General features: G+C 68.1%; 20 protein-coding genes. 10 read left to right on the top strand and 10 right to left on the bottom strand.

The window, feature by feature from the left end; translation table 11 throughout:
- Nucleotides 1-210 precede the first annotated feature (210 nt).
- The 3 genes from AC1D2F_RS21360 to AC1D2F_RS21350 all read left to right on the top strand — a co-directional run bounded on the left by AC1D2F_RS21360 (nucleotide 211) and on the right by AC1D2F_RS21350 (nucleotide 5,841).
- Nucleotides 211-3,024, top strand: coding sequence for an aconitate hydratase (locus AC1D2F_RS21360; RefSeq protein ID WP_229993269.1), 2,814 nt, complete (start codon nucleotides 211-213; stop codon nucleotides 3,022-3,024).
- Between the two features lie 211 nt (nucleotides 3,025-3,235).
- The gene (gene dxs / locus AC1D2F_RS21355; RefSeq protein ID WP_229993270.1) at nucleotides 3,236-5,209 is read left to right on the top strand and encodes a 1-deoxy-D-xylulose-5-phosphate synthase; all 1,974 of its coding nucleotides are present in this window, start codon (nucleotides 3,236-3,238) and stop codon (nucleotides 5,207-5,209) included.
- Nucleotides 5,210-5,283: 74 nt separating this feature from the next.
- Complete coding sequence (locus tag AC1D2F_RS21350; RefSeq protein ID WP_229993271.1) at nucleotides 5,284-5,841, top strand: hypothetical protein; 558 nt, start codon at nucleotides 5,284-5,286, stop codon at nucleotides 5,839-5,841.
- 28 nt (nucleotides 5,842-5,869) lie between these two features.
- Here AC1D2F_RS21350 and AC1D2F_RS21345 read toward each other — a convergent pair whose 3' ends face one another.
- Nucleotides 5,870-6,181 (bottom strand): hypothetical protein, encoded by a 312-nt coding sequence (locus AC1D2F_RS21345; RefSeq protein ID WP_229993272.1) that lies wholly within the window; start codon nucleotides 6,179-6,181, stop codon nucleotides 5,870-5,872.
- On the opposite strand from AC1D2F_RS21345, the gene AC1D2F_RS21340 reads away from it, so the two are divergent.
- The 5 genes from AC1D2F_RS21340 (at nucleotide 6,180) to AC1D2F_RS21320 (ending at nucleotide 11,614) form a co-directional block, all read left to right on the top strand.
- On the top strand, nucleotides 6,180-7,157 hold the full coding sequence (locus AC1D2F_RS21340; RefSeq protein WP_229993273.1) for an aldo/keto reductase: 978 nt from the start codon (nucleotides 6,180-6,182) through the stop codon (nucleotides 7,155-7,157). The two genes, AC1D2F_RS21345 and AC1D2F_RS21340, sit on opposite strands and share 2 nt — an antisense overlap.
- Nucleotides 7,158-7,228: 71 nt before the next feature.
- Nucleotides 7,229-8,257, top strand: coding sequence for a nucleoside hydrolase (locus tag AC1D2F_RS21335; RefSeq protein WP_476967661.1), 1,029 nt, complete (start codon nucleotides 7,229-7,231; stop codon nucleotides 8,255-8,257).
- 144 nt (nucleotides 8,258-8,401) lie between these two features.
- On the top strand, nucleotides 8,402-9,223 hold the full coding sequence (locus AC1D2F_RS21330) for an ECF transporter S component (protein ID WP_229993275.1): 822 nt from the start codon (nucleotides 8,402-8,404) through the stop codon (nucleotides 9,221-9,223).
- Nucleotides 9,224-9,287: 64 nt separating this feature from the next.
- Entirely contained in the window at nucleotides 9,288-10,046 is a 759-nt protein-coding gene (locus tag AC1D2F_RS21325) for an energy-coupling factor transporter transmembrane component T (protein WP_364744490.1), read from the top strand.
- Entirely contained in the window at nucleotides 10,043-11,614 is a 1,572-nt protein-coding gene (locus AC1D2F_RS21320) for an ABC transporter ATP-binding protein (protein WP_364744493.1), read from the top strand. The genes AC1D2F_RS21325 and AC1D2F_RS21320 overlap by 4 nt, the downstream gene beginning before the upstream one ends.
- Nucleotides 11,615-11,873: 259 nt before the next feature.
- On the opposite strand, the gene AC1D2F_RS21315 is transcribed toward AC1D2F_RS21320, so the two are convergent.
- The 9 genes from AC1D2F_RS21315 to AC1D2F_RS21275 form a co-directional block, all read right to left on the bottom strand.
- Nucleotides 11,874-14,051, bottom strand: coding sequence for a 3-hydroxyacyl-CoA dehydrogenase NAD-binding domain-containing protein (locus AC1D2F_RS21315; protein ID WP_364744496.1), 2,178 nt, complete (start codon nucleotides 14,049-14,051; stop codon nucleotides 11,874-11,876).
- A complete protein-coding gene (locus AC1D2F_RS21310) occupies nucleotides 14,048-15,445 on the bottom strand; it encodes a thiolase family protein (protein WP_476967660.1) in 1,398 nt (465 codons plus the stop codon). Before AC1D2F_RS21310 ends, AC1D2F_RS21315 begins: the two co-directional genes overlap by 4 nt.
- 151 nt (nucleotides 15,446-15,596) lie before the next feature.
- Nucleotides 15,597-16,955, bottom strand: a complete 1,359-nt coding sequence (locus AC1D2F_RS21305; RefSeq protein WP_229993279.1) for an HRDC domain-containing protein — start codon at nucleotides 16,953-16,955, stop codon at nucleotides 15,597-15,599.
- Between the two features lie 61 nt (nucleotides 16,956-17,016).
- A complete protein-coding gene (locus AC1D2F_RS21300) occupies nucleotides 17,017-17,664 on the bottom strand; it encodes a DUF3000 domain-containing protein (protein WP_476967659.1) in 648 nt (215 codons plus the stop codon).
- Nucleotides 17,665-17,736: 72 nt separating this feature from the next.
- Nucleotides 17,737-18,825: a threonine aldolase family protein gene (locus AC1D2F_RS21295; protein WP_476967664.1), complete on the bottom strand. Its 1,089-nt coding sequence runs from the start codon at nucleotides 18,823-18,825 to the stop codon at nucleotides 17,737-17,739.
- A 111-nt stretch (nucleotides 18,826-18,936) separates the two neighbouring features.
- Nucleotides 18,937-19,719 (bottom strand): SDR family NAD(P)-dependent oxidoreductase, encoded by a 783-nt coding sequence (locus AC1D2F_RS21290; protein ID WP_476967658.1) that lies wholly within the window; start codon nucleotides 19,717-19,719, stop codon nucleotides 18,937-18,939.
- Nucleotides 19,716-21,134 carry a DUF6421 family protein gene (locus AC1D2F_RS21285; protein ID WP_476967657.1) on the bottom strand — a complete coding sequence of 473 codons (1,419 nt, stop codon included), beginning with the start codon at nucleotides 21,132-21,134 and terminating at the stop codon, nucleotides 19,716-19,718. Before AC1D2F_RS21285 ends, AC1D2F_RS21290 begins: the two co-directional genes overlap by 4 nt.
- A 164-nt stretch (nucleotides 21,135-21,298) precedes the next feature.
- On the bottom strand, nucleotides 21,299-21,826 hold the full coding sequence (msrB, locus tag AC1D2F_RS21280) for a peptide-methionine (R)-S-oxide reductase MsrB (protein WP_229993283.1): 528 nt from the start codon (nucleotides 21,824-21,826) through the stop codon (nucleotides 21,299-21,301).
- Between the two features lie 14 nt (nucleotides 21,827-21,840).
- Nucleotides 21,841-22,329: a hypothetical protein gene (locus AC1D2F_RS21275; protein WP_229993284.1), complete on the bottom strand. Its 489-nt coding sequence runs from the start codon at nucleotides 22,327-22,329 to the stop codon at nucleotides 21,841-21,843.
- 121 nt (nucleotides 22,330-22,450) lie between these two features.
- Here AC1D2F_RS21275 and AC1D2F_RS21270 point away from each other — a divergent pair, with 121 nt between their 5' ends.
- On the top strand, nucleotides 22,451-23,845 hold the full coding sequence (locus AC1D2F_RS21270; RefSeq protein ID WP_476967656.1) for an alpha/beta hydrolase family protein: 1,395 nt from the start codon (nucleotides 22,451-22,453) through the stop codon (nucleotides 23,843-23,845).
- A 45-nt stretch (nucleotides 23,846-23,890) separates the two neighbouring features.
- On the top strand, nucleotides 23,891-24,094 hold a 204-nt coding region (locus tag AC1D2F_RS21265), incomplete at its 3' end, for a transposase (RefSeq protein ID WP_476967655.1).

Here is a 24,094-nt window from a genome sequence, read left to right as displayed (position 1 = left end):
GATGGGCGTAGTAGTCCGTCGTCGCGCTCCATCACCACAGCTGTTAAATCACCACAGCTGTTAATGACTTGGCGTTAATCGGCCGTTCCCTGCGTTTCTTACCTGCATTGCGTACCACGATGTACTGATGCCTGTATTAGTTAGGCCGACCTAACTAGCAAGGGTCCTGCGGCGCGACAAAGATGAAACTGTTGCGAGAGGAGTCCTGCGATGAGCATTGTGGACAGCTTCGGTTCAAAAGGCAAACTTAATGTAGCCGGAACCGAATACGAAATTTTCCGGTTGAACTCCGTCGAAGGTGCAGAAAACCTTCCGTTCAGCCTCAAGGTATTGCTTGAAAACCTGTTGAGGACCGAGGACGGTGCCAACATTACGGCCGACCACGTCCGTGCGCTGGCAGGCTGGGATCCCAGCGCCGAGCCCGACACCGAGATCCAGTTCACGCCGGCGCGTGTGATCATGCAGGACTTCACCGGCGTGCCCTGCGTCGTTGACCTCGCCACCATGCGTGAGGCCGTCAAGGAGCTCGGCGGAGACCCGAAGCGGGTCAACCCGCTGGCACCGGCCGAAATGGTCATTGACCACTCGGTCCAGATTGACGCCTTCGGCAACTCCGGCGCACTGGAGCGCAACATGGAGATCGAATACCAGCGCAACGGTGAGCGTTACCAGTTCCTGCGCTGGGGCCAGACGGCATTCGATGACTTCAAGGTCGTCCCGCCGGGCACCGGCATCGTGCACCAGGTCAACATCGAGTACCTGGCCCGCACCGTCATGACCCGCGAAGTTGACGGCGTTGTCCGCGCCTACCCGGATACCTGCGTCGGCACCGACTCGCACACCACCATGGTCAACGGCCTGGGCGTGCTGGGCTGGGGCGTTGGCGGCATCGAGGCCGAGGCTGCCATGCTCGGCCAGCCCGTCTCCATGCTCATCCCGCGCGTCGTGGGCTTCAAGCTCACCGGCTCCATCCCGGCCGGCGCCACCGCCACCGACGTCGTCCTGACCATCACCGAGCAGCTGCGCAAGCACGGTGTGGTCGGCAAGTTCGTCGAGTTCTACGGTGAAGGCGTCGCGGCTGTGCCGCTGGCCAACCGTGCAACGATCGGCAACATGAGCCCGGAGTTCGGCTCCACGGCCGCGATGTTCCCGATCGACGACGTCACCCTTGACTACCTGCGCCTCACCGGCCGGTCCGAGGAGAACGTCGCCCTGGTGGAGTCCTACGCGAAGGAACAGGGCCTCTGGCACGATCCCTCCCGCGAGATCAAGTTCTCCGAGTACCTCGAGCTGGACCTGTCCACGGTTGTTCCGTCGATCTCCGGCCCGAAGCGCCCGCAGGACCGCATCATCCTCACCGAGTCCAAGGCCCAGTTCCGCGAGGACCTGCGCAACTACGTAAAGGAAGACCTGGCCGGCGGAAGCCTGGACGAAGCGATCGACGAAAGCTTCCCGGCTTCGGACTCGCCCGCGTTCACCGCCTCAGCCTCGCACCTGAGTGACGTGGCCCCGCACGGGCATGGCCCGAAGTCCGACGGCCGCCCGTCCAACACGGTCAGCGTCAAGACCGCGGACGGACGCGAATTCGAGCTGGACCACGGCGCAGTGTCGATCGCCTCGATCACCTCCTGCACCAACACGTCCAACCCGTCCGTGATGCTGGCCGCCGCACTGCTGGCCCGCAACGCTGTCGACAAGGGCCTGACGTCCAAGCCGTGGGTCAAGACCTCGGTGGCCCCGGGTTCCAAGGTGGTCACCGACTACTACAACAAGTCGGGCCTGACCCCGTACCTGGAGAAGCTCGGCTTCTACATCGTGGGCTACGGCTGCGCCACCTGCATCGGTAACTCCGGTCCGCTCGACGCCGAGATCTCCGAGGCCATCCAGGCCAACGACCTCTCCGTCACGGCCGTGCTGTCGGGTAACCGTAACTTTGAAGGCCGGATCAACCCGGACGTGAAGATGAACTACCTGGCCTCCCCGCCGCTGGTCATCGCCTACGCCCTGGCCGGCTCCATGGACTTCGACTTCGACAACGACGCCCTGGGCCAGGACGAGGCCGGCAACGACGTCTTCCTGAAGGACATCTGGCCGAACCCGGTCGAGGTCCAGCAGGTCATCGATTCCTCGATCGACAAGGAAATGTTCGCCCGCGGCTACGAAGGCGTCTTTGAGGGCGACGACCGCTGGAAGGCGCTCGACACCCCCGCCGGCGACACCTTCGCCTGGGACGAGAAGTCCACGTACGTCCGCAAGCCCCCGTACTTCGAGGGCATGAAGGCCCAGCCGGAGCCGGTCCAGGACATCACCGGTGCGCGCGTGCTGCTTAAGCTCGGCGACTCCGTCACCACGGACCACATCTCCCCGGCCGGTTCCTTCAAGTCCGACACCCCGGCCGGGCAGTACCTGCTGGCCAACGGTGTGGAGCGCAAGGACTTCAACTCCTACGGCTCACGCCGTGGCAACCACGAGGTCATGATCCGCGGCACGTTCGCGAACATCCGCATCAAGAACCAGCTCCTGGACGGCGTGGAGGGCGGCTTCACCCGCGACTTCAGCCAGGCCGACGGCCCGCAGGCCTACGTCTACGACGCCGCGCAGAACTACCAGGCTGCCGGCACCGCGCTGGTGGTCCTGGCAGGCAAGGAGTACGGCTCCGGTTCGTCCCGCGACTGGGCCGCCAAGGGCACCGCCCTTCTGGGCGTCAAGGCTGTTGTGGCCGAGAGCTATGAGCGTATCCACCGCTCCAACCTGATCGGCATGGGTGTCCTGCCGCTGCAGTACCCGGCCGGCCAGAATGCTGCCAGCCTGGGCCTGACCGGCACGGAAACCTACGCAGTTGAGGGCGTCACCGCCCTGAACGAAGGCACTACGCCGAAGACCCTCAAGGTCACAGCCACGGCCGAGGACGGCACCGTCACGTCCTTCGACGCTGTGCTGCGCATCGACACCCCGGGCGAGGCGGACTACTACCGCAACGGTGGCATCCTGCAGTACGTCCTGCGCCAGATCTCCGCGCACTAGGCGGAGCTGCCGGCCAGTTTCGGTAACGCACGCAACGGCCCCGGCCGGTCACTGACCGGCCGGGGCCTTTGCGTTCCCGGTTCTGGACCGGTCTGGACCGGTTTTGGACAGGTTCCGGGACGGTGCGGGGGACCGGTGCAGGCTCCGGCGCGGCGGCTCGCCCGGAGGCGTTAGAGTTAAAAGGTATGTCTACCACCCGAAGGAGGGGCCGTTGGGAATCTTGGACACCATCCGGAATCCGCAGGACCTGAGTAAGTTGTCCGGGGCGCAGCTGGATCAACTGGCAGCCGAGGTCAGGGATTTCCTGATCGGCAACGTCTCCCAGACGGGAGGGCACCTGGGCCCCAACCTCGGCGTCGTCGAGCTCACCATCGCGGTGCACCGGATCTTCGATTCCCCCCGCGACAGCATCGTCTTCGACACAGGGCACCAGTCCTACGTGCACAAGCTCCTCACCGGACGGCAGGATTTCAGCACGCTCCGCCAGCAGGGCGGCCTGTCCGGCTACCCCGACCGCGGCGAATCCGAGCACGACATCGTCGAAAGCTCGCACGCGTCCTCGTCGCTGTCCTGGGCCGACGGCATCTCCCGCGCCCGGCAGCTGACCGGCGACGGCGACCGCTTCGTCGTCGCGGTGGTGGGCGACGGCGCCCTGACCGGCGGTATGGCCTGGGAGGCCATCAACAACATTGCGGCGGACAAGAAACGCCGCGTCGTGATTGTGGTCAACGACAACGGCCGTTCCTACGCCGCGACAGTCGGCGGGTTCGCCGACTACCTCGCGTCCCTGCGCCCCACCATCGATTCCCTCCGCGCCGCCCCCTCCTACGAAGGCACCCTCGAGTGGTGGAAGCGCAAACTGCAGAACGGCGGCCCCGCGGGCCAGTTCACCTACAAGAGCCTGCACGCCATGAAGAAGGGCCTCAAGGACTGGTGGGCCCCGCAGGGCATGTTCGAGGACCTTGGCATGAAGTACATCGGTCCCGTCGACGGCCATGACCTCCAGGCCATGGAAAACGCACTCTCCACAGCCAGGAACTACGCCGGCCCCGTGATCGTGCACGCCATGACGGAAAAGGGCCACGGCTACGCCCCGGCCCGCGCCCATGAAGCTGACCAGTTCCATGCCGTGGGCATTATTGATCCGGAGACCGGCGCACCCACCGAGGCCGGCGGCGCCAAATCCTGGACCGCCGTGTTCGCCGACGAGATCGCCGACATCGCCGACGAGCGCCAGGACATCGTCGGGATCACCGGCGCCATGCTGATTCCGGTCGGGCTGCACAAGTTCGCCGCCCGGCACCCGGAGCGTGTGTTCGACGTCGGCATCGCCGAGCAGCACGCCCTCACCTCGGCTGCCGGCATGGCGTTCGGGGGACTGCACCCGGTGGTCGCGGTCTACGCGACCTTCCTGAACCGTGCGTTCGACCAGTTGCTGATGGATGTGGCCCTGCATAAAGCCGGCGTCACGATCGTGCTGGACCGGGCCGGCGTCACCGGACCAGACGGCGCGAGCCACCATGGCATGTGGGACATGGCCATGGTCCAGATCGTCCCCGGGCTGCACCTCGCGGCACCGCGCGACGCCACCCGGCTGCGGGAGGAACTGCGCGAGGCCGTGGCCATCGAAGACGCCCCGAGCGTGATCCGCTATTCCAAGGGCAGCGTCGGTGCCGAAATCGAGGCGGTCGAACGCCTGGACGACGGCGTGGACGTGCTGGCACGCCGTCCCGCGGGCTCCAGCGAGAACGACGTCCTGATCGTCAGCGTGGGCGCCATGTCTGAACTCGCGCTGGACGTCTCCAACCGGCTCGGTGCCCAAGGCATCAGTTCCACGGTGGTGGATCCGCGCTGGGTCCTCCCGGTCCGGCGTTCCATCATCGATCTCGCCGCACGCCACCGCTTGGTCATCTGCATCGAGGATGGTGTGCGGGCCGGCGGCGTCGGCTCCCGGATCCGCCAGGAGATGCGTGCCGCGGGCGTGGACACCGCCCTCAACGAGGTCGGCCTCCCGGTGGAGTTCCTCGATCACGGCACCCGCAACCAGGTGCTCGAACGCGTCGGGCTGACCGCCCAGAAGATCACGCACGACGTCGTCGCCCAGGTCCTGGGCACAAAGGTGCCGTTTGCGCGCCCCTTGCCCGGCCAGGAACACCCCAGCACCGGCAGCCTGCCGACGCTGTAGCCAGCACATCTGTTGAGCATTACCCCGTGCGGCGCCATCCTTGGCGGCGGGACGGCCCAGGAAGGAACTGGCATATGAGTGGAATTATCCGGGTTTACAGGCGCGACGAAGAGGGCGCCCTGCAGTTTAGGGAAGCCTGGTTTGACGAGGACTACAGCCAGTTCGTGATGAACCACGGCGTCGTTGGACACCAGAGCACCACCGACGAGACCGACGTCGAAAATGCCGAAGCCGCCGAGCGCCTCATGGACGCCTTCGCGGTGCAGTGCGCCGAGGACGGGTACGCCGAAATCCCCGAGGAGGAACAGTTCTGGGTGGTGGCCCAGTATGCGCTGAAGACCAAGGACGGAACCAGCCGCGACCGCTACCTCGAGGAAAAAGCCAAGGACGCCCTGATCAGCCACCTGGCCTGGCGTGGCCTGGGGATTGTGGACCGCAGCGAGTTTTCCGACTCCAGGCTCAATATCTTCTGCCTCACCCCGGACGTCAACAAGACGGTCAGCGCCATCAAGGTCTGCATCCGCGGCGAGGACCTGGACTTTACCAAGCTGAGCATTGGCGCCGCGCCGTTTGGCGAGGACACTTATAAGCTCAAGCACTCACCGAAACCGGCCAACAGCTTCACGCTCTAGGCCACACCGGTAAGGAGCCGGGCACGGCTCACATCAGTTTGGGGGCAACCGACTGGAAGGCAACGCAGTGACGCGAAAATCCTCTCGACCAGGCAGCACTCCACTCCCCGCAGGACTGGCGGCGCCCGCGCGCAAGTCGCTTGCACACGCGGGGGTCGAAACCCTCGAAAACCTCGTGCAGCTTGGCCAGCGCCGGCTTGCGGGGATGCCTGGTGTCTGCCCGCGCACGGTCGCGCAGCTCCAGGATGCCATGGACGAGCACGGGCTGGAATTGCCCGCAGGGTAGTGCTGCCGCGGCCTTGGCCGGCACGCCCGCCCGGGCGATATAGGCTAAATCCATGACTGAATACCGCCGCGTAGGAAATTCCGGACTGTCCGTCTCGGTCGTGGGACTTGGCTGCAACAACCTGGGCCGCCCCGGAACCGTGACCGAATCGCAGGAAGGCACGGACGCCGTCGTCCATGCGGCCCTCGACGCCGGGATCACTTTCTTTGACGTCGCGGACACCTACGGCCGGGAGCCGGGCCTCAGCGAGACGATGCTCGGCAGGGCCCTCGGCGCCCGCCGGGATGACGCCGTCATCGGCACCAAGTTCGGCATGGACATGCGCGGCGCCAACGGCGAGGACTTCGGTGCGCGCGGATCCCGCCGCTATATCATCAAGGCTGCGGAAGCCTCGCTGCGCCGGCTCGGCACGGACTGGATCGACCTCTACCAGTTCCACACCCCGGACCCGCTCACGCCCATCGATGAGACGCTCTCGGCCCTCGAAGACCTCGTCACCAGCGGCAAAGTCCGCTACATCGGCCACTCCAACCGGGCCGGCTGGCAGATCGCTGAGGCCGAGTACGTGGCCCGCGCCCGCGGGGGAGCCCGCTTCATCTCCAGCCAGAACCACTACAACCTGCTGGACCGACGCGCCGAGCTCGAGGTGACCCCTGCGGCCGAGGCCTATGGCCTGGGCGTCCTGCCGTACTTCCCGCTCGCCAACGGCCTGCTGACCGGCAAATACTCGTCCGGGCAGGCCCCTGAGGGAACCCGGCTCAGCCACACCCGCACCAATCTGGTCCACGACGCCGACTGGGAACAGTTGGGTGCCTTCGGCAAGTTCGCGGCCGAACGCGGGCTCAACGAAGTCCAGGTGGCGTTCTCCTGGCTTGCCGCCCAGCCGTCCGTCAGCAGCGTCATCGCCGGAGCCACCACGCCGGAGCAGGTGCGCCAGAATGCCGCTGCCGTGGCCTGGGTCCCCAGCCACGCCGACCTCGCCGAGCTGGACGTCCTCTTCCCGCGCACGCCCAAGGTGGCACTGTTCTGAACGGTCCGCCCCTGAATGAGCCGGCCCTGGGCGCCCCCGGGGCCGGTCCTGAGGTCACGCATTCGATCCTGATGGACGTCGACACCGGGATCGACGACGCCCTGGCCCTGGTCTACCTGTTGTCCCGGCCCGAGGTCCGCCTCCAGGCAATCACGTGCACCGCGGGGAATGTCGGGGCCCGGCAGGTGGCGCTGAACAACCTGGCCCTGCTGGAGCTGTGCGGCCGCGGGGGCATCGAGGTGGCCATCGGCGCCGAGGTCCCCCTGGAGATCCCGCTGGTCACCACCGAGGAGACCCACGGGCCGCAGGGGATCGGCTACGCCGAGCTACCGCCGCCGCACCAGCAGATCTCGGCGCGGCACGCCGTCGACGTCTGGGTGGAGGAGGTACGGGCGCACCCGGGGGAGCTCACCGGGCTGATCACCGGTCCGCTGACCAATTTCGCCCTGGCCCTGCGCCGCGAGCCGGAGCTGCCGCGGCTGCTCAAGGGACTCGTCATCATGGGCGGCAGCTTCTACTACCAGGGCAACACGACCCCGACGGCAGAATGGAACACCTCGGTGGACCCGCATGCCGCCAAGGAAGTGTTTGCTGCCTACCGGGGGATGCCCGAGGACAAACTGCCGATCCTGTGTGCCCTGGAAATGACGGAGCGGATCGAGATGCGCCCGGAGCACCTGCGCCGCCTCGGCGAGGCTGCGGGCGCGCCGGAGCCTGAACTCGTCCTCCCGGACCAGCCCGAAGGCCAGCGCAGCCAGTCAGGCAACCCCCTCGTCGCCTGCCTGTCCGACGCCCTGCGTTTCTATATGGAATTTCACCGGCTCTACGACCAGGGCTATGTGGCGCACGTGCACGACGCCTTCGCGGCCTGCGCTGCCGCGGGACGCACACCGTTCGCCACCCGGCTGGCCACGGTCGACGTCGAAACGGATTCGCCCCTGCTGATGGGTACCACGGTGGCCGACTTCCGCGGGCTGTGGGGGCTACCGCCAAACGCGAGGATTGTCTCGGACAACAACCCCGGGCACTGCTTCGACGAACTGATTTCCTCGGTCGGCGCCCTTGCCCGCGCGGTGGGCCCCCGGTCCCCGACGCCCTGAAGCCGGACATTTTTGCTGGGTCAACGCGGGGAGTTCCCGGGCGGGTCTGCAGATCGCTAGAACCGTCGCTGCTCGCTAGGATGGTAGCTGCGCCGAGGTGACATGAGGCGGAACTTGTTGCACCCAGCCAAAGGAACACCGCCCATGTCACAGCCAGCCCTCACCGTCACTGCCCCTGGACAGGCGGCCGGCCGCAGGCGCCGCCTGCTCGAAATCGCAGGCGCCGCCGCCATCGCCGCCACGTACATCTTCCTGGTGCTGACCCAGCCTGTGGACATTGCCAACGGCCCGGCCAGTTTCTCCGCACTCGTGGCCCTCGGCGGCTTCCTGCTTGGCGCGGTGCTGCTGATTGTGGCCGTCTTGCCCGTTCTCCCCACTTCCACCGTGGTCCTGATCCCGGTGGCGCTGGTCCTGAACGTTGTCCTCGGACAGCTGATGGGCAGCACCGGCCTGCCGTTCTACCTCGACGCGATCGGCACCGTCCTGATCGCCGTTCTCGCCGGCCCCGCGGCCGGTGCCGCCACGGGCGCGCTGAGCAGCATCGTCTGGTCCTTCTTCAACCCCACCGTGCTGCCCTTCGCCGCCGGTGCTGCGCTCATCGGTTTCCTGGCCGGCATGGCCGCCCGCGGCGGCCTGTTCCGCCGCTTCTACTTCGCCCCCATCGCCGGGTTCGTCACCGGCATCCTGGCCGGCGTCGTCTCCGCCCCGATCGCAGCCTTCGTCTTTGGCGGTACCTCGGGCCTGGGCACCGGGGCGATCGTCAGCGCCTTCCGGGCCATGGGGGACACCCTCCTGGCCGCCATCACCAAGCAGGCGCTGATTTCCGATCCCATGGACAAGGCGATCGTCTTCACGATCGCGGCGCTGCTCGCCTACGCCCTGCCCCGCCGCACCACCTTCCAGTTCCCCTTCGTGCGCCGCTACCGGGTGCTCGCCGGCAAGGCTCCGGCAGCGCCGGAGGCCTGAGCCCTGTGACCACTGTGACCTCGTGACAGTGAGACCCTGACACCGTGCCTATGAGACCGTGCCTATGAAACCGCGTCTCCACCCCTTCACCGCGCTGACCGCCGCCGCCAGTGCCGCCGTCGTCACGACGGCGGCTGCTTACTGGCCGCTGTCTGTCGCCGTGGCCCTCGCCGCGGTGTTTCTCGCGGTGCGCACTGGAGTTGCGGGCCGGGTCCTGCCTGCCGCGGCGGTGATCCTGACGCCCCTGTGCCTGTCCTTGCTGGTGCTGCACGGCCTGTTCTTCCCCGAAGGCCAGATCGTGCTGGCCCACTGGGGCCCTGCCAGGGTCACGGCCGAGGGCCTGGGCTTCGCGCTGGAACTCGGAACGCGGACCACCGCCTGCGTCCTGGTTTTCCTGCTCTTTTCCTTCGCCGTGAGCGTTCCCGACCTTGTCTCAGCCCTCGCCGGGCGCAGGATCCCGCCGCAGTTCGGCTTTGTCCTGGCATCCACCCTCACCCTCCTGCCCGCCGTTGCCGTCCGCCTGGACCGGATCCGGCAGGCCCAGGAAACGCGCGGGATGGAGGTCCGGCGCGGCCTGCTGTCCCGCCTCGGCGCGCTCCGCCTGCAGATAGTGCCGCTGGTCCTGGCCCTGATCGACGACGCCGGCAGCCGCGCCCAGGCGCTCGACGCCCGCGGCTTCGGCAGCCCGGGACCCCGCACCAGTTACCGCGAAGTCGCCGACCCGCCCGGCCAGCGTCGCTTCCGGACTGCCGCGCTGCTCTTCGCGGCAGCCGCCGTCGCCGGACGGATAGTGGCCTCCTGGCCTGCCGGGGTGCCGACGTGACGGCCACCACCCGGACGGCGCTCCAGATCCGGATCGAGGCGTTCACGTTCCACGGCGAGGGCACCCCGGTGCTGAGCAGTGCGTCGGTCTCGGTCACGCCCGGCTCCCTGACCGCTGTCCTGGGCGGCTCCGGGAGCGGAAAATCCACGCTGGGCAAACTCATGGCCGGCTGGCTCCGGGCCGGTCACGCGGGAGCATTCCGCGGCAGCCTGGAGCTTGACGGCACCCTGCTGGAATTCCGCGGCGCCCCTGACGATCCCCGGATCAACCCCGCCGAATGGTCGCGCCGCGTGGCCTTCGTCCCGCAGGACCCCGCCGCGATGCTCTCCTCGGTTCGCGCCACCGTCGCCGAAGAGCTGGCCTTCGGCTTGGAAAACCGTGCGACGCCGCGGGACGACATGCTCCGCGCGGTGGGGCGGACGGCTGCGCGCACGGGACTCTCGAACCTGCTGGACCGGGACCCGGCCACGCTCTCCGGAGGAGAGCTGCGCAGGCTCGCCGTGGGCTGCGCCGTCATCGCGGAACCGGACATCCTCATCCTGGACGAGCCGCTGGCATCGCTGGATGCGGCCGGAGCCGCACAGGTTGAGGATCTGGTCCGCAGCCTCCGCGGCACCGGGACCGGCGTCGTCCTGCTGAGCCAGGCGGCGGACCGCCTCGCCGGCGAAGCAACGCACTGGACAGTTCTCGACGGCGGGACGGTCACCGCTGCGGGAACGCCGGCGCAGCTGTCCGGCTCGGCCGAGCTGGAGCGGGCCGGTGTGATTGGCGTGCGCGGCCATGGCATTCCTGGCCCTCCCGTATCTGGTCCCGGCGTTCTGGGGCCCGGTGTTACCGCCGGAGCCCGCGGCCCCGGTCCGGTGCCTGTCGCTGCGCCCGGCCCCGGGCCGGCAGCGCTGGAATTGCACGGGGTTGGGTTCGGCTACGGCCAGGACCCGCGGCGGCCAGGCACCGCTACGCAGGCTCGGGTCCTCCGGGACGTGGACTTCGCCGTGCAGCGGGGCGAGATCATCGCCGTGACCGGGCCCAACGGCGCCGGCAAGTCGACACTGCTGCGTCACTTCAACGGACTGCTCCGGCCCTCGGCCGGGGACGTGCGGGTCTGCGGGCGCAGTATTGCCGGCGTGCCGGTGGGAACCGTCGCGGCCTCCATGGGCCTGTTGTTCCAACACCCCCGGGACCAGCTGTTCGAACGGACCGTCCTGCGCGAAGCCGCGTTCGGACTCCGGCAGCTGTTCGGGAAAGCCGAAGCCGAGGGCAAGGCCCGGGCGGCGCTGGCGGCGGTGGGGCTGTCCGGTACCGGGGAGGTCCACCCGGCTGAACTGTCGGCCTCCCAGCAACGTCTGCTCGCCCTGGCCACGGTCCTGGCCCGTGAACCGGCAGTGTTGGCCCTGGACGAGCCCACCGTCGGGCTGGACCGGCACGGGCTCGAGGCGCTGCAGGCCGCCGTTGTCCGCGCCGCCGCGCGGGGCGCCGCGGTCGTCATGGTCACCCATGACCTGGCCTACGCGCGGATGAACGCGCACCGCGTCCTGGAACTCACGGACGGCCGGCTGAGCGAGATCTGACTCCGGCGGGGTTTCTCCGCTACTCGCGTTCGAGGGAGCGATCGCTGCACACGCTCTCCACCAGATCCGCCAGCGCATCGATGCCTCGCTGGCACCCGGAAAATGATCGCCGTACCTGACAATCACGCGGCACAGGCACACTCAGCCTGAACACGCGCGGCACCAACGAAAGCGGCGCCGCCGCCCGGACCAAAGTCCAGGCAGCGGCGCCATAAGGCAGGGCCGGTTCAGGCTGGCGCCTGACCGCCGAACGCCGGAGTTAGGCCGGTTCGGACGCCACGCCCGGCGCCAGGAATTTCTTCCCGTTGACCCGCTCCGAGGCGCCCACCCGGTCCAGGTACGGCGTAATGCCGCCCAGGAACATCGGCCAGCCCGCGCCAAGGATCATGCAGAGGTCGATGTCCTCGGGGCCGGCCACGACGCCCTCCTCGAGCATGAGTCCGATTTCCTCAGCCAGCGCGTCCTGCGTCCGGCGCAGCACTTCCTCGCCGGTGGACGGTGCGCTGCCAAAGGACATCAGCGCCAGGGTCTCGGCCGGGATGAATGGCTTGCCGTCCGGGCCCGGCACCGGCGCCCCATTCTGCACGGCCCAAATGGACGTCACACCGTTGTCGATCAGCGCCTGCAGGTTCCTCGAAACCCTGAAGCGGTCCCCGAACGCCGCGTGCAGCGATTCCTGGACGTGCTGGGCCACGGGCAGGCCCACCATGGCACCGAGCACAAAGGGAGTCATGGGCAAGCCCATCGGCCGCAGCGCGTTATCCGCCACTTCGGCCGGCGTGCCTTCGTCGAAGGCCGCGGTGACTTCGCCCATGAGGCGCAGCAGGACGCGGTTGACCACGAACGCCGGGGCGTCCAAGACCCGCACGGCGGACTTCTTGAGGCCCTTGGCGAGCTCGAACGCGGTGGCCAGCACGGCGTCGTCGGTCTTCGGTGCGCGCACGATCTCCAGCAGCGGCATCACGGCCACCGGGTTGAAGAAGTGGAAGCCCACCAGGCGCTCCGGGTGCTCCAGATCTTCCGCCATCGCGGTGACGGACAGCGAGGACGTGTTCGTGGCGAGGATGCACTCGGCCGAGACGATCGCCTCGACTTCCTTGAAGACCTGCTTCTTGATGTTGAGTTCCTCGAAGACGGCCTCAATGACGAAGTCGGCGTCGGCAAAGGCCTCCTTGGAAACGGATCCCGTGACGAGCGCGCGGGTGCGGTTGGCGGCGTCGGGGCTGATCCGGCCCTTCGCAAGGAGCTTGTCCACCTCGGCGTGGACGTAGCCCACGCCCTTGTCCACGCGGGCCTGGTCAATGTCCGTCAGTACAACCGGAACCTTGAGCTGGCGGGCGAAGAGCAGTGCCAGCTGGCTCGCCATCAGTCCGGCGCCCACGACGCCGATCTTCGTGACCGGGCGTGCGAGCTTGCGGTCCGGGGCGCCGGCGGGACGCTTGGAGCGGCGCTGCACGAGGTCCAGGAAGGCGTAGACGGTGGAGCGGAACTCGTCAGTCTGCATGAGGTCCGCCAGTGTCTCGCATTCGAGCCCGGCGGATTGCGCCTGGGTCAGGGTGCGGTTGGCTTCCATTACGTCCAGGACCTTGGCCGGCGCCGGTGAGGCGTTGGAGGTCTTGGCCTCCACGAAGGCCCGGCCCTTGGCGACGGCGGCCGACCAGCGTGCGGCGACCTCTGGGGCGGACGGGTCCACGGCGTTCGCCCGCTCCGGCGCCACGGCGCCGGCAATGACTTTCGCGGCCCACGCGAGGGACTGTTCCACGAAGTCAGCCGGTTCAAACATCGCGTCCGCCATGCCGAGCTGGTAGGCCTGCGGCCCGGTGAGGGTGCGGTTGTTGGTCAGCGGGTTTTCGATCATGACCTTGAGGGCGTTCTCCGGCCCGATCAGCCTCGGCAGGATGTAGACCCCGCCCCAGCCCGGGATGAGTCCGATGAACGCCTCGGGAAGGGCCAGCGCTCCGGCGCCGGTGGAGACTGTGCGGTAGGTGGACTGGAGTGCGATCTCCAGGCCGCCGCCCAGGGCAATGCCGTTGATGAACGCGAAGCTCGGCACGCCCAGGGTGGCCAGGGTGGAGTAGACGTCGTGGCCGAGCTGGGCCATCCACTTGCCTTGCTCGCGTCCGCTGACCGACTTGACCGTTGACAGGTCTGCGCCGGCCACGAGGAAGTACGGCTTGCCGGTGACGCCGACGCCGGCAATCTCGCCGCGGGCGGCGCGTTCCTTCAGCCCCTCGAGCACCGTGCCGAGCTCGATCAGGGTGTTGGGTCCGAGGGTGGTGGGCTTGGAGTGGTCCAGGCCGTTGTCGAGGGTGACCAGTGCGAAGGTGCCGGGGCTTGTGCCGTCGACGGGAGGCAGTTCGATGTCCTGGACATAGGAGTGGGTGACCGTCTCGTTCGGGAAGAGGTCGGCAAGCTTGCGGAAATCAGCGGCGCTCATGCTGTGGCTCCAGTCTCGGTGGTCGTAGTCTCTGCCTGATCTGCTTCGGTGCTGTGTGTTTCGGTGCTGTGGGCGTCGGTGCCGTAGTCCGCGTGATGCGGGTTCTCCCAGATGATGGTGGCGCCCATGCCCAGGCCGATGCACATCGTGGTCATGCCAAAGCGGACCGAGGGGTCCTCCTCGAACTGCCGGGCCAGTTGGTTCATCAGCCTGACCCCCGAGGACGCCAGCGGGTGCCCGACGGCGATCGCGCCGCCGTAGCGGTTGACGCGGGGGTCGTTGTCGGCGATCCCGAAGTGGTCCAGGAAGCTGAGGACCTGGACGGCGAAGGCCTCGTTGATTTCGAAGAGGCCGATGTCCCCGATGCCGAGTCCGGCGTTCTTGAGGGCCTTTTCGGTCGCCGGGACCGGGCCGATGCCCATGACCTCGGGTTCCACGCCGGCGAAAGCGTAGGCGACCAGGCGCATCCTGACCGGCAGCCCGAGTTCCTCGGCGGCATCGGCGGAGGCCAGCAGGGCCGCCGTTGCGCCATCGTTCAGGCCCGCGGCGTTGCCCGCCGTGACCCGGCCGTGGGCGCGGAACGGGGTCTTGAGGGCCGCCAGGTCCTGCAGTGAGGTTCCGGGGCGCGGGGGTTCGTCCACGGTGTTGACGGTCCAGCCCCTGCCCGGCTTCATCGTGGCGACGGGCACGAGGTCGGGCTGGATCTGGCCGCTGGCGTAGGCGGCGGCGAGCTTGTCCTGCGAGGCGACGGCGTAGGCGTCCGTGCGGTCCTTGGTGATGGCCGGGAAGCGGTCGTGCAGGTTCTCGGCCGTGTTGCCCATGTTGAGGGCGGCGGGGTCCACGATCCGTTCGGACATGAAGCGCGGGTTGGGGTCCGCGCCGACGCCCATCGGGTGGTTGCCCATGTGTTCGACGCCTCCGGCGATGACGACGTCGTACGCGCCGAAGCCGATGCCGCTGGCCGTCGTGGTTACGGCCGTCATGGCGCCGGCGCACATGCGGTCGATCGCGAAGCCGGGCACGGTCCGGGGGAGTCCGGCCAGCAGCGCGGCGGTGCGGCCGATGGTCAGGCCCTGGTCGCCGGTCTGGGTGGTGGCGGCGATCGCGACTTCGTCGATCCGGTCCGCAGGTAGAGAGGGGTTGCGGCGCATCAGTTCGCGGATGCACTTGACCACCAGGTCATCGGCGCGGGTGCCGGCGTAGATGCCTTTTTCGCCCGCGCGGCCGAAGGGGGTGCGGACGCCGTCGACAAAGACGACGTCGCGGACCGTGCGGGGACTCGCGCCGCGGGGACTAGCGCCGCGCGGACTCGCGCCGCTGTTTGTTCCGCTGCTGTTTTGTCCGCTTTTGTTTGTTCCGCTGCCGGGGGTTCCACTGCTGTGGGCTTGGCTCACGTGTTACTCCTCATTGAGACATGGTTGCCGGAACCCCGCCGGTGGCCGGGCTTGCCACGGGCGGGAGGGATCCGAACGACATCATGAATTATGTTACTCGCCAGTAACATGGCTGGCAAGGAGGAGGGGGGTACCGCCCCGGGAGGATCTGCTAGAGCGTGGAAGCCGATGGCGCCTCTGCGGGGGCCTTGGGCTCCTTCACGGGCAACGGCTCGGGGTGCAGGAAGGCCTCGGCAATGAGCGGGGCAGTAATTTCGATCTGCCACTGGCGCGCCCCGAGGTTCGCCAGTTCCTCGGCGACGCCTTCCTCGCTGAGCTCTGCCGGCGGACGCCACGCGACCCGCCGAAGATAGTCCGGAGTCAGCAGGTTTTCCACCGGCAGGTTCAGCTCCTCGGCCCTGGCCTGGAGTTTCGGACGTGCGGTGGCAAGCCTGGCGGCCGCCTCCGGGTCCCGGTCTGCCCAGACGCGCGGGGGTGGGGGAGCGTTGGTGGGCAGGTGCAGCGGCGGCAGGTCTTCCAGGGCCCTGGCAATGCCGATGCAGCGCAGCCAGCGGGGCGCCTCGCGCTGGGCGGCGCGGCCGTGGAACCCCTTGGTGCCCAGAAGTTGGGGAACCGTGGAGGGCATCGCCTTCGCGGCAGCGACGAGGGCGGAGTCGGGGATCAGTCGGCCGGGGGCGACGTCGCGCTTCTGGGCCAGGGAATCGCGTTCCAGCCACAGCTCCCGGACTGCGGCCAGCTGGCGGCGGTCCCGGATCTGGTGCAGTCCGGACGTCTTGCGCCACGGATCAACGCGTGGCGGGGCCTGTCCGGCCTCGAGGATGGCGGCGAATTCCTGCTCGGCGTATTCCAGCTTTTCGTCCGCGACGAGGAGTTCGATCAGTTCCTCGCGAAGCTCGGTCAGGACTTCGACGTCGAGGGCCGCATAGCGCAGCCACGGTTCCGGCAGCGGGCGGGTGGACCAGTCGGCGGCGGAATGTTCCTTCGCCAGGCCGAAGCCCAGGAGCTGTTCAATGACGGCGGCGAGGCCCACCCGGGGCAGTCCGGCCAGGCGCGCGGCGAGCTCGGTGTCGAAGAGCTTGTCCGGCCACATCCCGAGTTCGGACAAGCAGGGCAGATCCTGGCTGGCGGCGTGGAGGATCCATTCGACGCCGCGCAATGCGTCATTGACGATGCTCAGGTCCCCGAAGGGCTCTGGATCGATCAGCCAGGTCCCGGAGCCTTCGCGCCGGATCTGGACCAGGAAGGCGCGCTGGCCGTAGCGGAAGCCTGAGGCCCGCTCCGCGTCCACGCCCGCAGGGCCGTGGCCGGCGGCGAGGGCCGCGGCGCAGCGTTCGAGTCCGGACTGGGTTTCAATGACCAGCGGCACGCCATCGCGGGGAACGTCGAGGTCGATCACTTCAGGGACCAGGCTGTCGAAGCCTTCCACGGTGATGTGGGCTGTGGTGTCAGCAGCCTCGGCCGTATTGCGAATGGCGGCGGCCGTGCTGATTTCCGGATTCTGAGGGGTCATGGTCTCTACAGTTTACCGACAACATGGCGTCTAAGGCCGTGACCGTGGCCGAACAAGCGCCTCATGCGTATCCGCGGGGGCGCCGGGGAAGGGGCGTCACGCCCTCGGGCAGCGGCGGCAGTCCGGCGAAGGTGCAGACCATGTCCGACCACGCCTCCAGGTGCGAGGTGATGTCCGGAGTGGCCGGGGTCCAGGAGGCCCGGAGCTCAATGTCGATTGAATTCGGCCGGTCCGACAATGTTCCAAAGCTCTCCGAGAGCACCCTCGTGGCGGTGCCGCCGGCGGAGCGGTACGGGGCCTGATGGTTGTCCAGTGCCTCCACCAGCCACGTCCACGCCACGGACCCCAGGAGTTCGTCGTTGCCCATCTCCGGTTCCAGCTGGGCACGGATGTAGGTGACGATCCGGAACTCCCCGTCCCACACGGCGGAGCCGTCGGGATCGTGGAGCAGAATAAAGCGGCCAGTGGCCAGTTCGACGTCGTCACTGCCGGACGCCCGTTCCAGGGCCGCGGCAGCCGGGCCGTGGACCGGCCCGCCGGCGGGGGACTCGCCCGGTCCGATCACCTCGGCACCCAGGGCCACCGCGAACGGCGCCAGCCGCGACGGGGCCGGAATTTCGTCCAGGTGCAGCTCGCTGCGGCAGCGTGCCTGTCGAAGGGTCCCCAAGGCGAAGAGGAAATCTGCCGGAACCTGATCAAGGGAGCTCACCTTGGAAGGTTATGCAACGGCCAGGCCCCCGCCCGGCAGACTCGCCGCCGGGCAGGGGAAGCCGTGCAGGGCTCAGGCCGCGGCGAGCTCGCGCTTGATGGCCGCAATGAAGGAATCAACGTCTTCCTCGGTGGTGTCGAAGGAACACATCCAGCGGACCTCGCGGGCAGCCTCGTTCCAGTCATAGAAGCGGAAGGACTTGCGCAGCCGGTCCGCGACACCGGCAGGCAGGACGGCGAAGACGCCGTTGGACTCGGTCTTCTGGCTCAGTTCGACGCCCGGGATCGCCTCGACGCCGGCGCGCAGCCGGGCGGCCATGGCATTGGCGTGCGAGGCCGACCGCAGCCACAGGTCCCCCTCGAGGAGGGCAATGAACTGGGCGGACATGAACCGCATCTTGGACGCCAGCTGCATGTTCATCTTGCGCAGGTAGACCAGGCCGTGGGCGGCTTCGGGGTTCAGCGCGACCACAACCTCGCCGAACAGCAGGCCGTTCTTCGTGCCGCCGAAGGAGAGGATGTCCACRCCGGCGTCGCGGGTGAAGGCCCGCAGCGGGACGCCCAGGTGCGCGGCGGCGTTGGCCAGCCGGGCGCCGTCCATGTGCAGTTTCATGCCCTTGGCGTGGACATGCTCCGCGATGGCCCGGACCTCGTCCGGGGTGTAGCAGGTACCCAGCTCGGTAGTCTGGGTGATGGAGACGGCCAGCGGCTGGGCGCGGTGCTCGTCGCCCCAGCCCCAGGCCTCCTGGTCGATCAGCGCGGGCGTGAGTTTGCCGTCATGGGTGGGGACCTGCAGCAGTTTGATGCCGCCGATCCGCTCCGGTGCACCGTTTTCGTCCATGTTGATGTGGGCGGTGGAGGCGCAAATGACGGCGCCCCAGCGCGGCAGCAGGGACTGCAGGGACAGGACGTTAGCGCCGGTGCCGTTGAACACCGGGAAGCACTCGATGCCTTCGCCGAAGTGCCCTTCCATCAGCTGCTGCAGGCGCGCGGTGTAGTCGTCTTCGCCGTAGGAGACCTGGTGGCCTTCGTTCGCGGCGGCCAAGGCCGCGAGGACCTCCGGGTGCACGCCGGAATAGTTGTCCGAGGCGAAGCCGCGGACGGAAGGATCGTGGAGCCGCACCGAAGTGCTGGCAGGGACAGTTTCAACTGTGCTGGTCATCGTTTTGCTCACGCTTTCAGTCTAAGAGGTCGGGCCCCAAGGGCTAAGTCAGGGGGCTAAGTCCGGCGGCAGTCCGGGCCACTGAGCCGGGGTCAGTGGATCCGGATCTGTTCAGCGGCTGAGCAGCAGCCGCTGGCCGTTCAGCTCGCCGGCAGGAGTGCTGAAGAGCCCGGCTGCGGCAGCCGCCAGGTCAGCCACGTCCGTGAAGCCCGGGAACGACCGTTCCGGGGCCTTGGCCCGCATTCCGGGGTCAACGAGGGCCTTCACCACGAAGATGGTGGCGGCGCTGCGCAGCTCCGGCTTTTCCTGCTGGGTGCTTTCCTGATCCGGGCTTTCCTGCCCGGTGTTGCCGGCACCGGCGGCCGCGGCGTGGGCCCGCCGGAAGCCGTCAGCGACCGCGAGCGTCCAGGCTTCCGCGGCGGCCTTGGCCGCGGCGTAGCTGGCCCCGCCCGCCGTCGGGGTGCTCACGGCCGTGGAGGACACCATGGCAAAGCGTCCGGTGTCTGACGCGGCGAGGTCGTCGAAGAACACGCGCGTGACGTTCCGCAGTGTCGTGACGGCATTGCGTTCCAGGAAGTCCCAGTCCTCGTCGCTCTGGTCCGTGATGCCTTTGGCGCCGCGCCAGCCGCCCACCAGGTGGATGACGCCGTCGACGTTTCCGGCCATGCCCGCAACGCTCGCCCGCAAGGCCCTTACCTCCGCCAGGCTGGCGAGGTCGCTCACCAGCGCGGTGACGCCGCCGCCGGCTTCGGCGGCGGCGGCCTCGATGCGGGCGGCATTCGACCCGACGGTGAAGACCCTGTGGCCGGCGTCGCGAAGGGCCCGGGCCGTGGCGATCCCAGACGGCCCGCTGCCGCCGGTGACCAGCACGTTCAAGGTGCGTCCGTTGCTCATCCGGCGTTCAGGGCCCGGGCGCCGCTGGCCTCGCCGGTGTCTGAAGATCCGGTGTCTGAAGATCCCGTGATGCCGGCAGTGGATTCGATGACCGGCCGCATCTTCTTCTCCAGCGCTTCGTAGAACATGGAGAGCGGGAACTCGTCGTCGAGGACCTGGTCCGTGAGGCCGCGGGGCGGGCCGTCCAGGGGAAGGGCGTCCGGACCCTTGGCCCAGACCGAGGCCGGGTTGGGCGTGACCGTGCCGGAGATGAGCTCGTAGGCGGCGAGCCAGTGGGCCATCTTGGGGCGGTCGATCGAGCGCCAGTACAGTTCCTCGATCTTGGCGCCGAGTTCAACCACGACCCCGGCCGCCTCGTCCCAGTCGATGCTGAGTTTGCTGTCGGTCCAGTGCAGGACGTGGTGCTGGTGCATCCAGGCGAAGAGCAGCTGGCCGCCGAGGCCGTCGTAATTGCGGACGCGGGTGCCGGTGATGGCGAAGCGGAAGATGCGGTCGAAGATCACGGCGTACTGGACAAGCTTGGCGTGCCGGCGGGCCTCCGGGTCGGCGTCCTCGTCCTTCTCGATTTTCACCGATTCGCGGAAGGCGGTGAGGTCGCAGCGCAGTTCCTCCAGCGAGTAGAGGAAGTACGGCATGCGCTGCTTGATCATGAACGGGTCGAAGGGCAGGTCCCCGCGCATGTGGGTGCGGTCATGGATGAGGTCCCACATGACAAACGTTTCCTGCGTCAGCTCCTGGTCCTCCAGCAGCCCGGCGGCGTCCTTGGGCAGCTGCAGGGAAGTGATCTCGGCGGCGGCACGCAGGACGCGGCGGAAGCGGGCGGCCTCGCGGTCGGCGAAGATCGCGCCCCACGTGAACGTCGGGGTCTCGCGGACAGCGACGGTCTCCGGGAAGAGGACTGCTGAGTTGGTGTTGTAGCCCGGGGTGAAGTCGAGGAAACGGATCGGGACGAAGAGCTTGTTGGAGTATTCGCCCGTTTCCAGGCCGCCTATGAACTCGGGCCAGATGACCTCGATCAGGACGGCCTCGACGAGGCGGCTGCTGCTGCCGTTCTGGGTGTACATCGGGAACACGACGAGGTGCTGGAGCCCGTTGACCCGGTGCTGCTGCGGCTGGAAGGCCTGCAGGGAATCCAGGAAGTCCGGCACGCCAAAGCCGGCGTCGGCCCACCGGCCGAAGTCGGTGACGAGCAGGTCAAGGTAACGGGCATCGTGCGGGAAGGACGGGGCCAGGGCCGTGACCGCCGCGGTGATGGTTCCAACGTGGCCGGCCGCGGCGTCGTGGGCTTCGGCATCCGGCACGGATCCGTCCTTGACCTGGAGGGCCTGCAGGGCCGTGGCCGCAGCCTTGAGCCGCAGCCATTCCTGGTTGCTGGCAGTGATCGGGGCGGGGGCGGTGAGAGCAGTCGTGGTCATCGTCGACGGTCGCCTTTCTGGTTGCTGTGGAGCGTGTCGCTGGATCTGAATCGAGCGTAGCAAGCAAACAGAGGCGCTAATGCAAAATTGCTTCGAGCATAAGAAAGTCTGGGGCAAGTGATTCTGAAAGCCCGTTCCAGCGGAAGGAGAGGAAGGGCTGCGGGCTACTGCCCGGCGCCGTCCGCGGGAACGAGTTTCAGGGAGACCGAGTTGATGCAGTACCGCTGGTCCGTGGGGGTGCCGTAGCCCTCGCCGTCGAACACGTGTCCCAGGTGGGAATCGCATGTGCCGCAGCGGACTTCCACCCGGTCCATGCCCATGGTGCGGTCATGGATGTAGCGCACGGTTCCCTCGGCGAGCGGAGCCCAGAAGGACGGCCAGCCGCAGTGCGAGTCGAACTTTTCGTTGCTGGTGAAGAGCTCGGCGCCGCAGGCCCGGCACTGGTAGACGCCCCGGGTGTGGGTGTCCCAGTATTCGCCGGTGTACGGCCGCTCGGTGCCGGCCTGGCGGAGTACGCGGTACTCCTCGGGCGTCAGTTCCTCGCGCCACTGGGCGTCCGTCTTTTCGACCGGCTTTTGGCCCGGCGTGTGTTCGCCGGAGGGCTGTTCAAGCGGCGCAGCGGCAGGCGCCGCGGCGGGGTCAGCGGCGGGCACTGCGGAGGGCATGGATTTGGACCTGTTAAAGATGCTCATAGCCTCAATAACGCTCAGGAGTCCCCGATAAATCCCGAACCGGCGTACAGATGCAGGACGGGCAGCCCCAGCTTGTCCTGTGCCTTGGTGGCCCAGTCGGTGTGGAAAGTGTCTGCGACAGCGTGCGGGCGCGTGATGACCACAGCCTGTCCGGCACTGAGTTCCTTGACCTTGGCAACCAGGCCGTCGACGGCCTTGCCCTCGACGACTTCGCCCGAGACGCCGCCGCCCAGGCCGGCCAGTGCGGCCAGCGACGCGGCCAGGGTGTCGGCGGCTTCGGCCCGCTCCACGGCGGGGTCGGAGTGTGCCGTCAGTTCACGGAAGGCTTTAGCGATTTCAAGCAAGGAAAGGTTCTCCAGGAAATCCACCACCAGGTGCCGCTCGGTGTTGGCCGGCACCAGGATCAGCACGGGCGCATCACCGCCGGCAATCAGGGTTTCAATATTGACGCGGTCATCCGCACCGAGGGGCTCTTCTGTCAAAATGACGATTGGATCACTCATGACCCCAGCCTAGTCGCGCTCGTGTTGCCCCGCATGGTTGTGCCCCGCGGCAGCCTGGCGTGTCCATGCCGGCTGCCGTGCCAATGCCACGGTTGGGCTGCGGTTCAGTCAGAATGGTGCCATGGCATCCTCCTTGCGCCTCCGCCCGGACCTCCGCCCGGACCTCCGCCCGGACCTCCGCCCGGACCTCCGCCCGGATCTTCGCCGGACCGCCGCCCGCCGGACCGCTGCCCGCGAAACAGCAGTCCACCTCGCAGTGGCCACCGGCGCCACCGCGTCCGGAAGCGCCAAGTGGGCGGTGGGCGGCATCATCGGCGGCAGCGCCGCTGCGGGCGTGCTGGCCGCCGGGTCCTCCGCCCTCGCGCTCTATTTCGCCCGTCGCGTCATCACCCCGGCCCGGTTCCGCGCTGAGGACCAGGAAGTGCTGGCCGTCATCCGCGAAGGCCGGGCGCTGCAGGTCATTCTCGCCGCCACCCCGGATTCCACAGTGGACGGGGTCTATGGTTTCTTCTTCGACGGCGGCCGTGGCCATGCGCGGATCGGCCGGATCCTGTCCTACTCGCCGGCCGAACGTACCGTGCTGCGCGAGGTTGAGCACGTCTACAGCGGGGACATTGCCACCGCCCGGCGCGGATGGTGGAGCGGGGCGGCCTATCCGGATCCGGCCGCGTTGGGGCTTCCGGTGGAGGACGTGCTGATCGATGTCGATGCCGGGACCGCGCCGGCCTGGCTGGTCCGCGCCACGCCGGCGGAGGATCTGGCCCCGGATGTCTGGGCGATCATGGTGCACGGCCGCGGTGCCACCCGGCAGGAGGGACTGCGGGCACTCCGGGCCGCCAGGGAACTGGGCATGTCCAGTCTGCTGATCTCCTACCGAAACGACGGACTGGCCCCGTCAGCCAGCGACGGGCGCTACGGCCTGGGTTCCACCGAATGGCGCGACGTCGAGGCCGCCATCGGCTATGCCCTGGAACAGGGCGCCCGCGAGGTAGTCCTGTTCGGCTGGTCGATGGGCGGCGCGATCTGCCTCCAGACGGCTGACCTCTCCCGCCATCGCCACCTGATCCGGGCAATGGTCCTGGACGCGCCGGTCATCAGCTGGGTCAACGTGCTGGCCCACCACGCGGAGCTGAACCGGATCCCGTCGTCCGTGGGCCGCTACGGACAGCTGATGCTCAGCCACCGCCTCGGCCGGCGGCTGACCGGGCTGGCCGCCCCCGTTGACCTCAAGGCGATGGACTGGGTTTCGCGGGCCGTTGAGCTGCGGACGCCGACCCTCATTGTGCACAGCGTGGACGACGAATACGTGCCGTTCGGGCCTTCCGCCGCGCTGGCCGAGAAGAATCCGGAGATGGTCACGTTCGAGCCCTTCGACAGGGCCCTGCACACCAAGGAATGGAACGTGGATCCGGAGCGCTGGGACCGGCAGGTCGCGGCCTGGCTCCGGCAGCAGCTGGCGCCCCGTGCCAACCCCGGCGACCAGGAGACGGCGGCCGGAAACGCCACACCCAACTAGGGCGTGTCTCCTAATTCGGGGCGTGGTTTTTGAAATAGTGGACGGGTGTCACGTACTTCCGTTTTGACTGATGACCAGTGGGCTCTGATTGAGGACCTGATGCCGGACTCCTCCGGGCGTCGGGGGCGTCCGTTTCAGGGCCACCGGCTGGTCATGGAGGGCATCATCTACCGTTTCCGGACCGGGATCCCGTGGCGTGACCTGCCTGAGTGCTACGGTCCGTGGCAGACGGTCTGGAAGGGAAGCGTC

It is taken from the genome of Arthrobacter sp. P1_B3, assembly GCF_056406615.1.
Note: the sequence above shows the minus strand (reverse complement) of the source record. Positions and strands in the feature narration are given on the sequence as shown.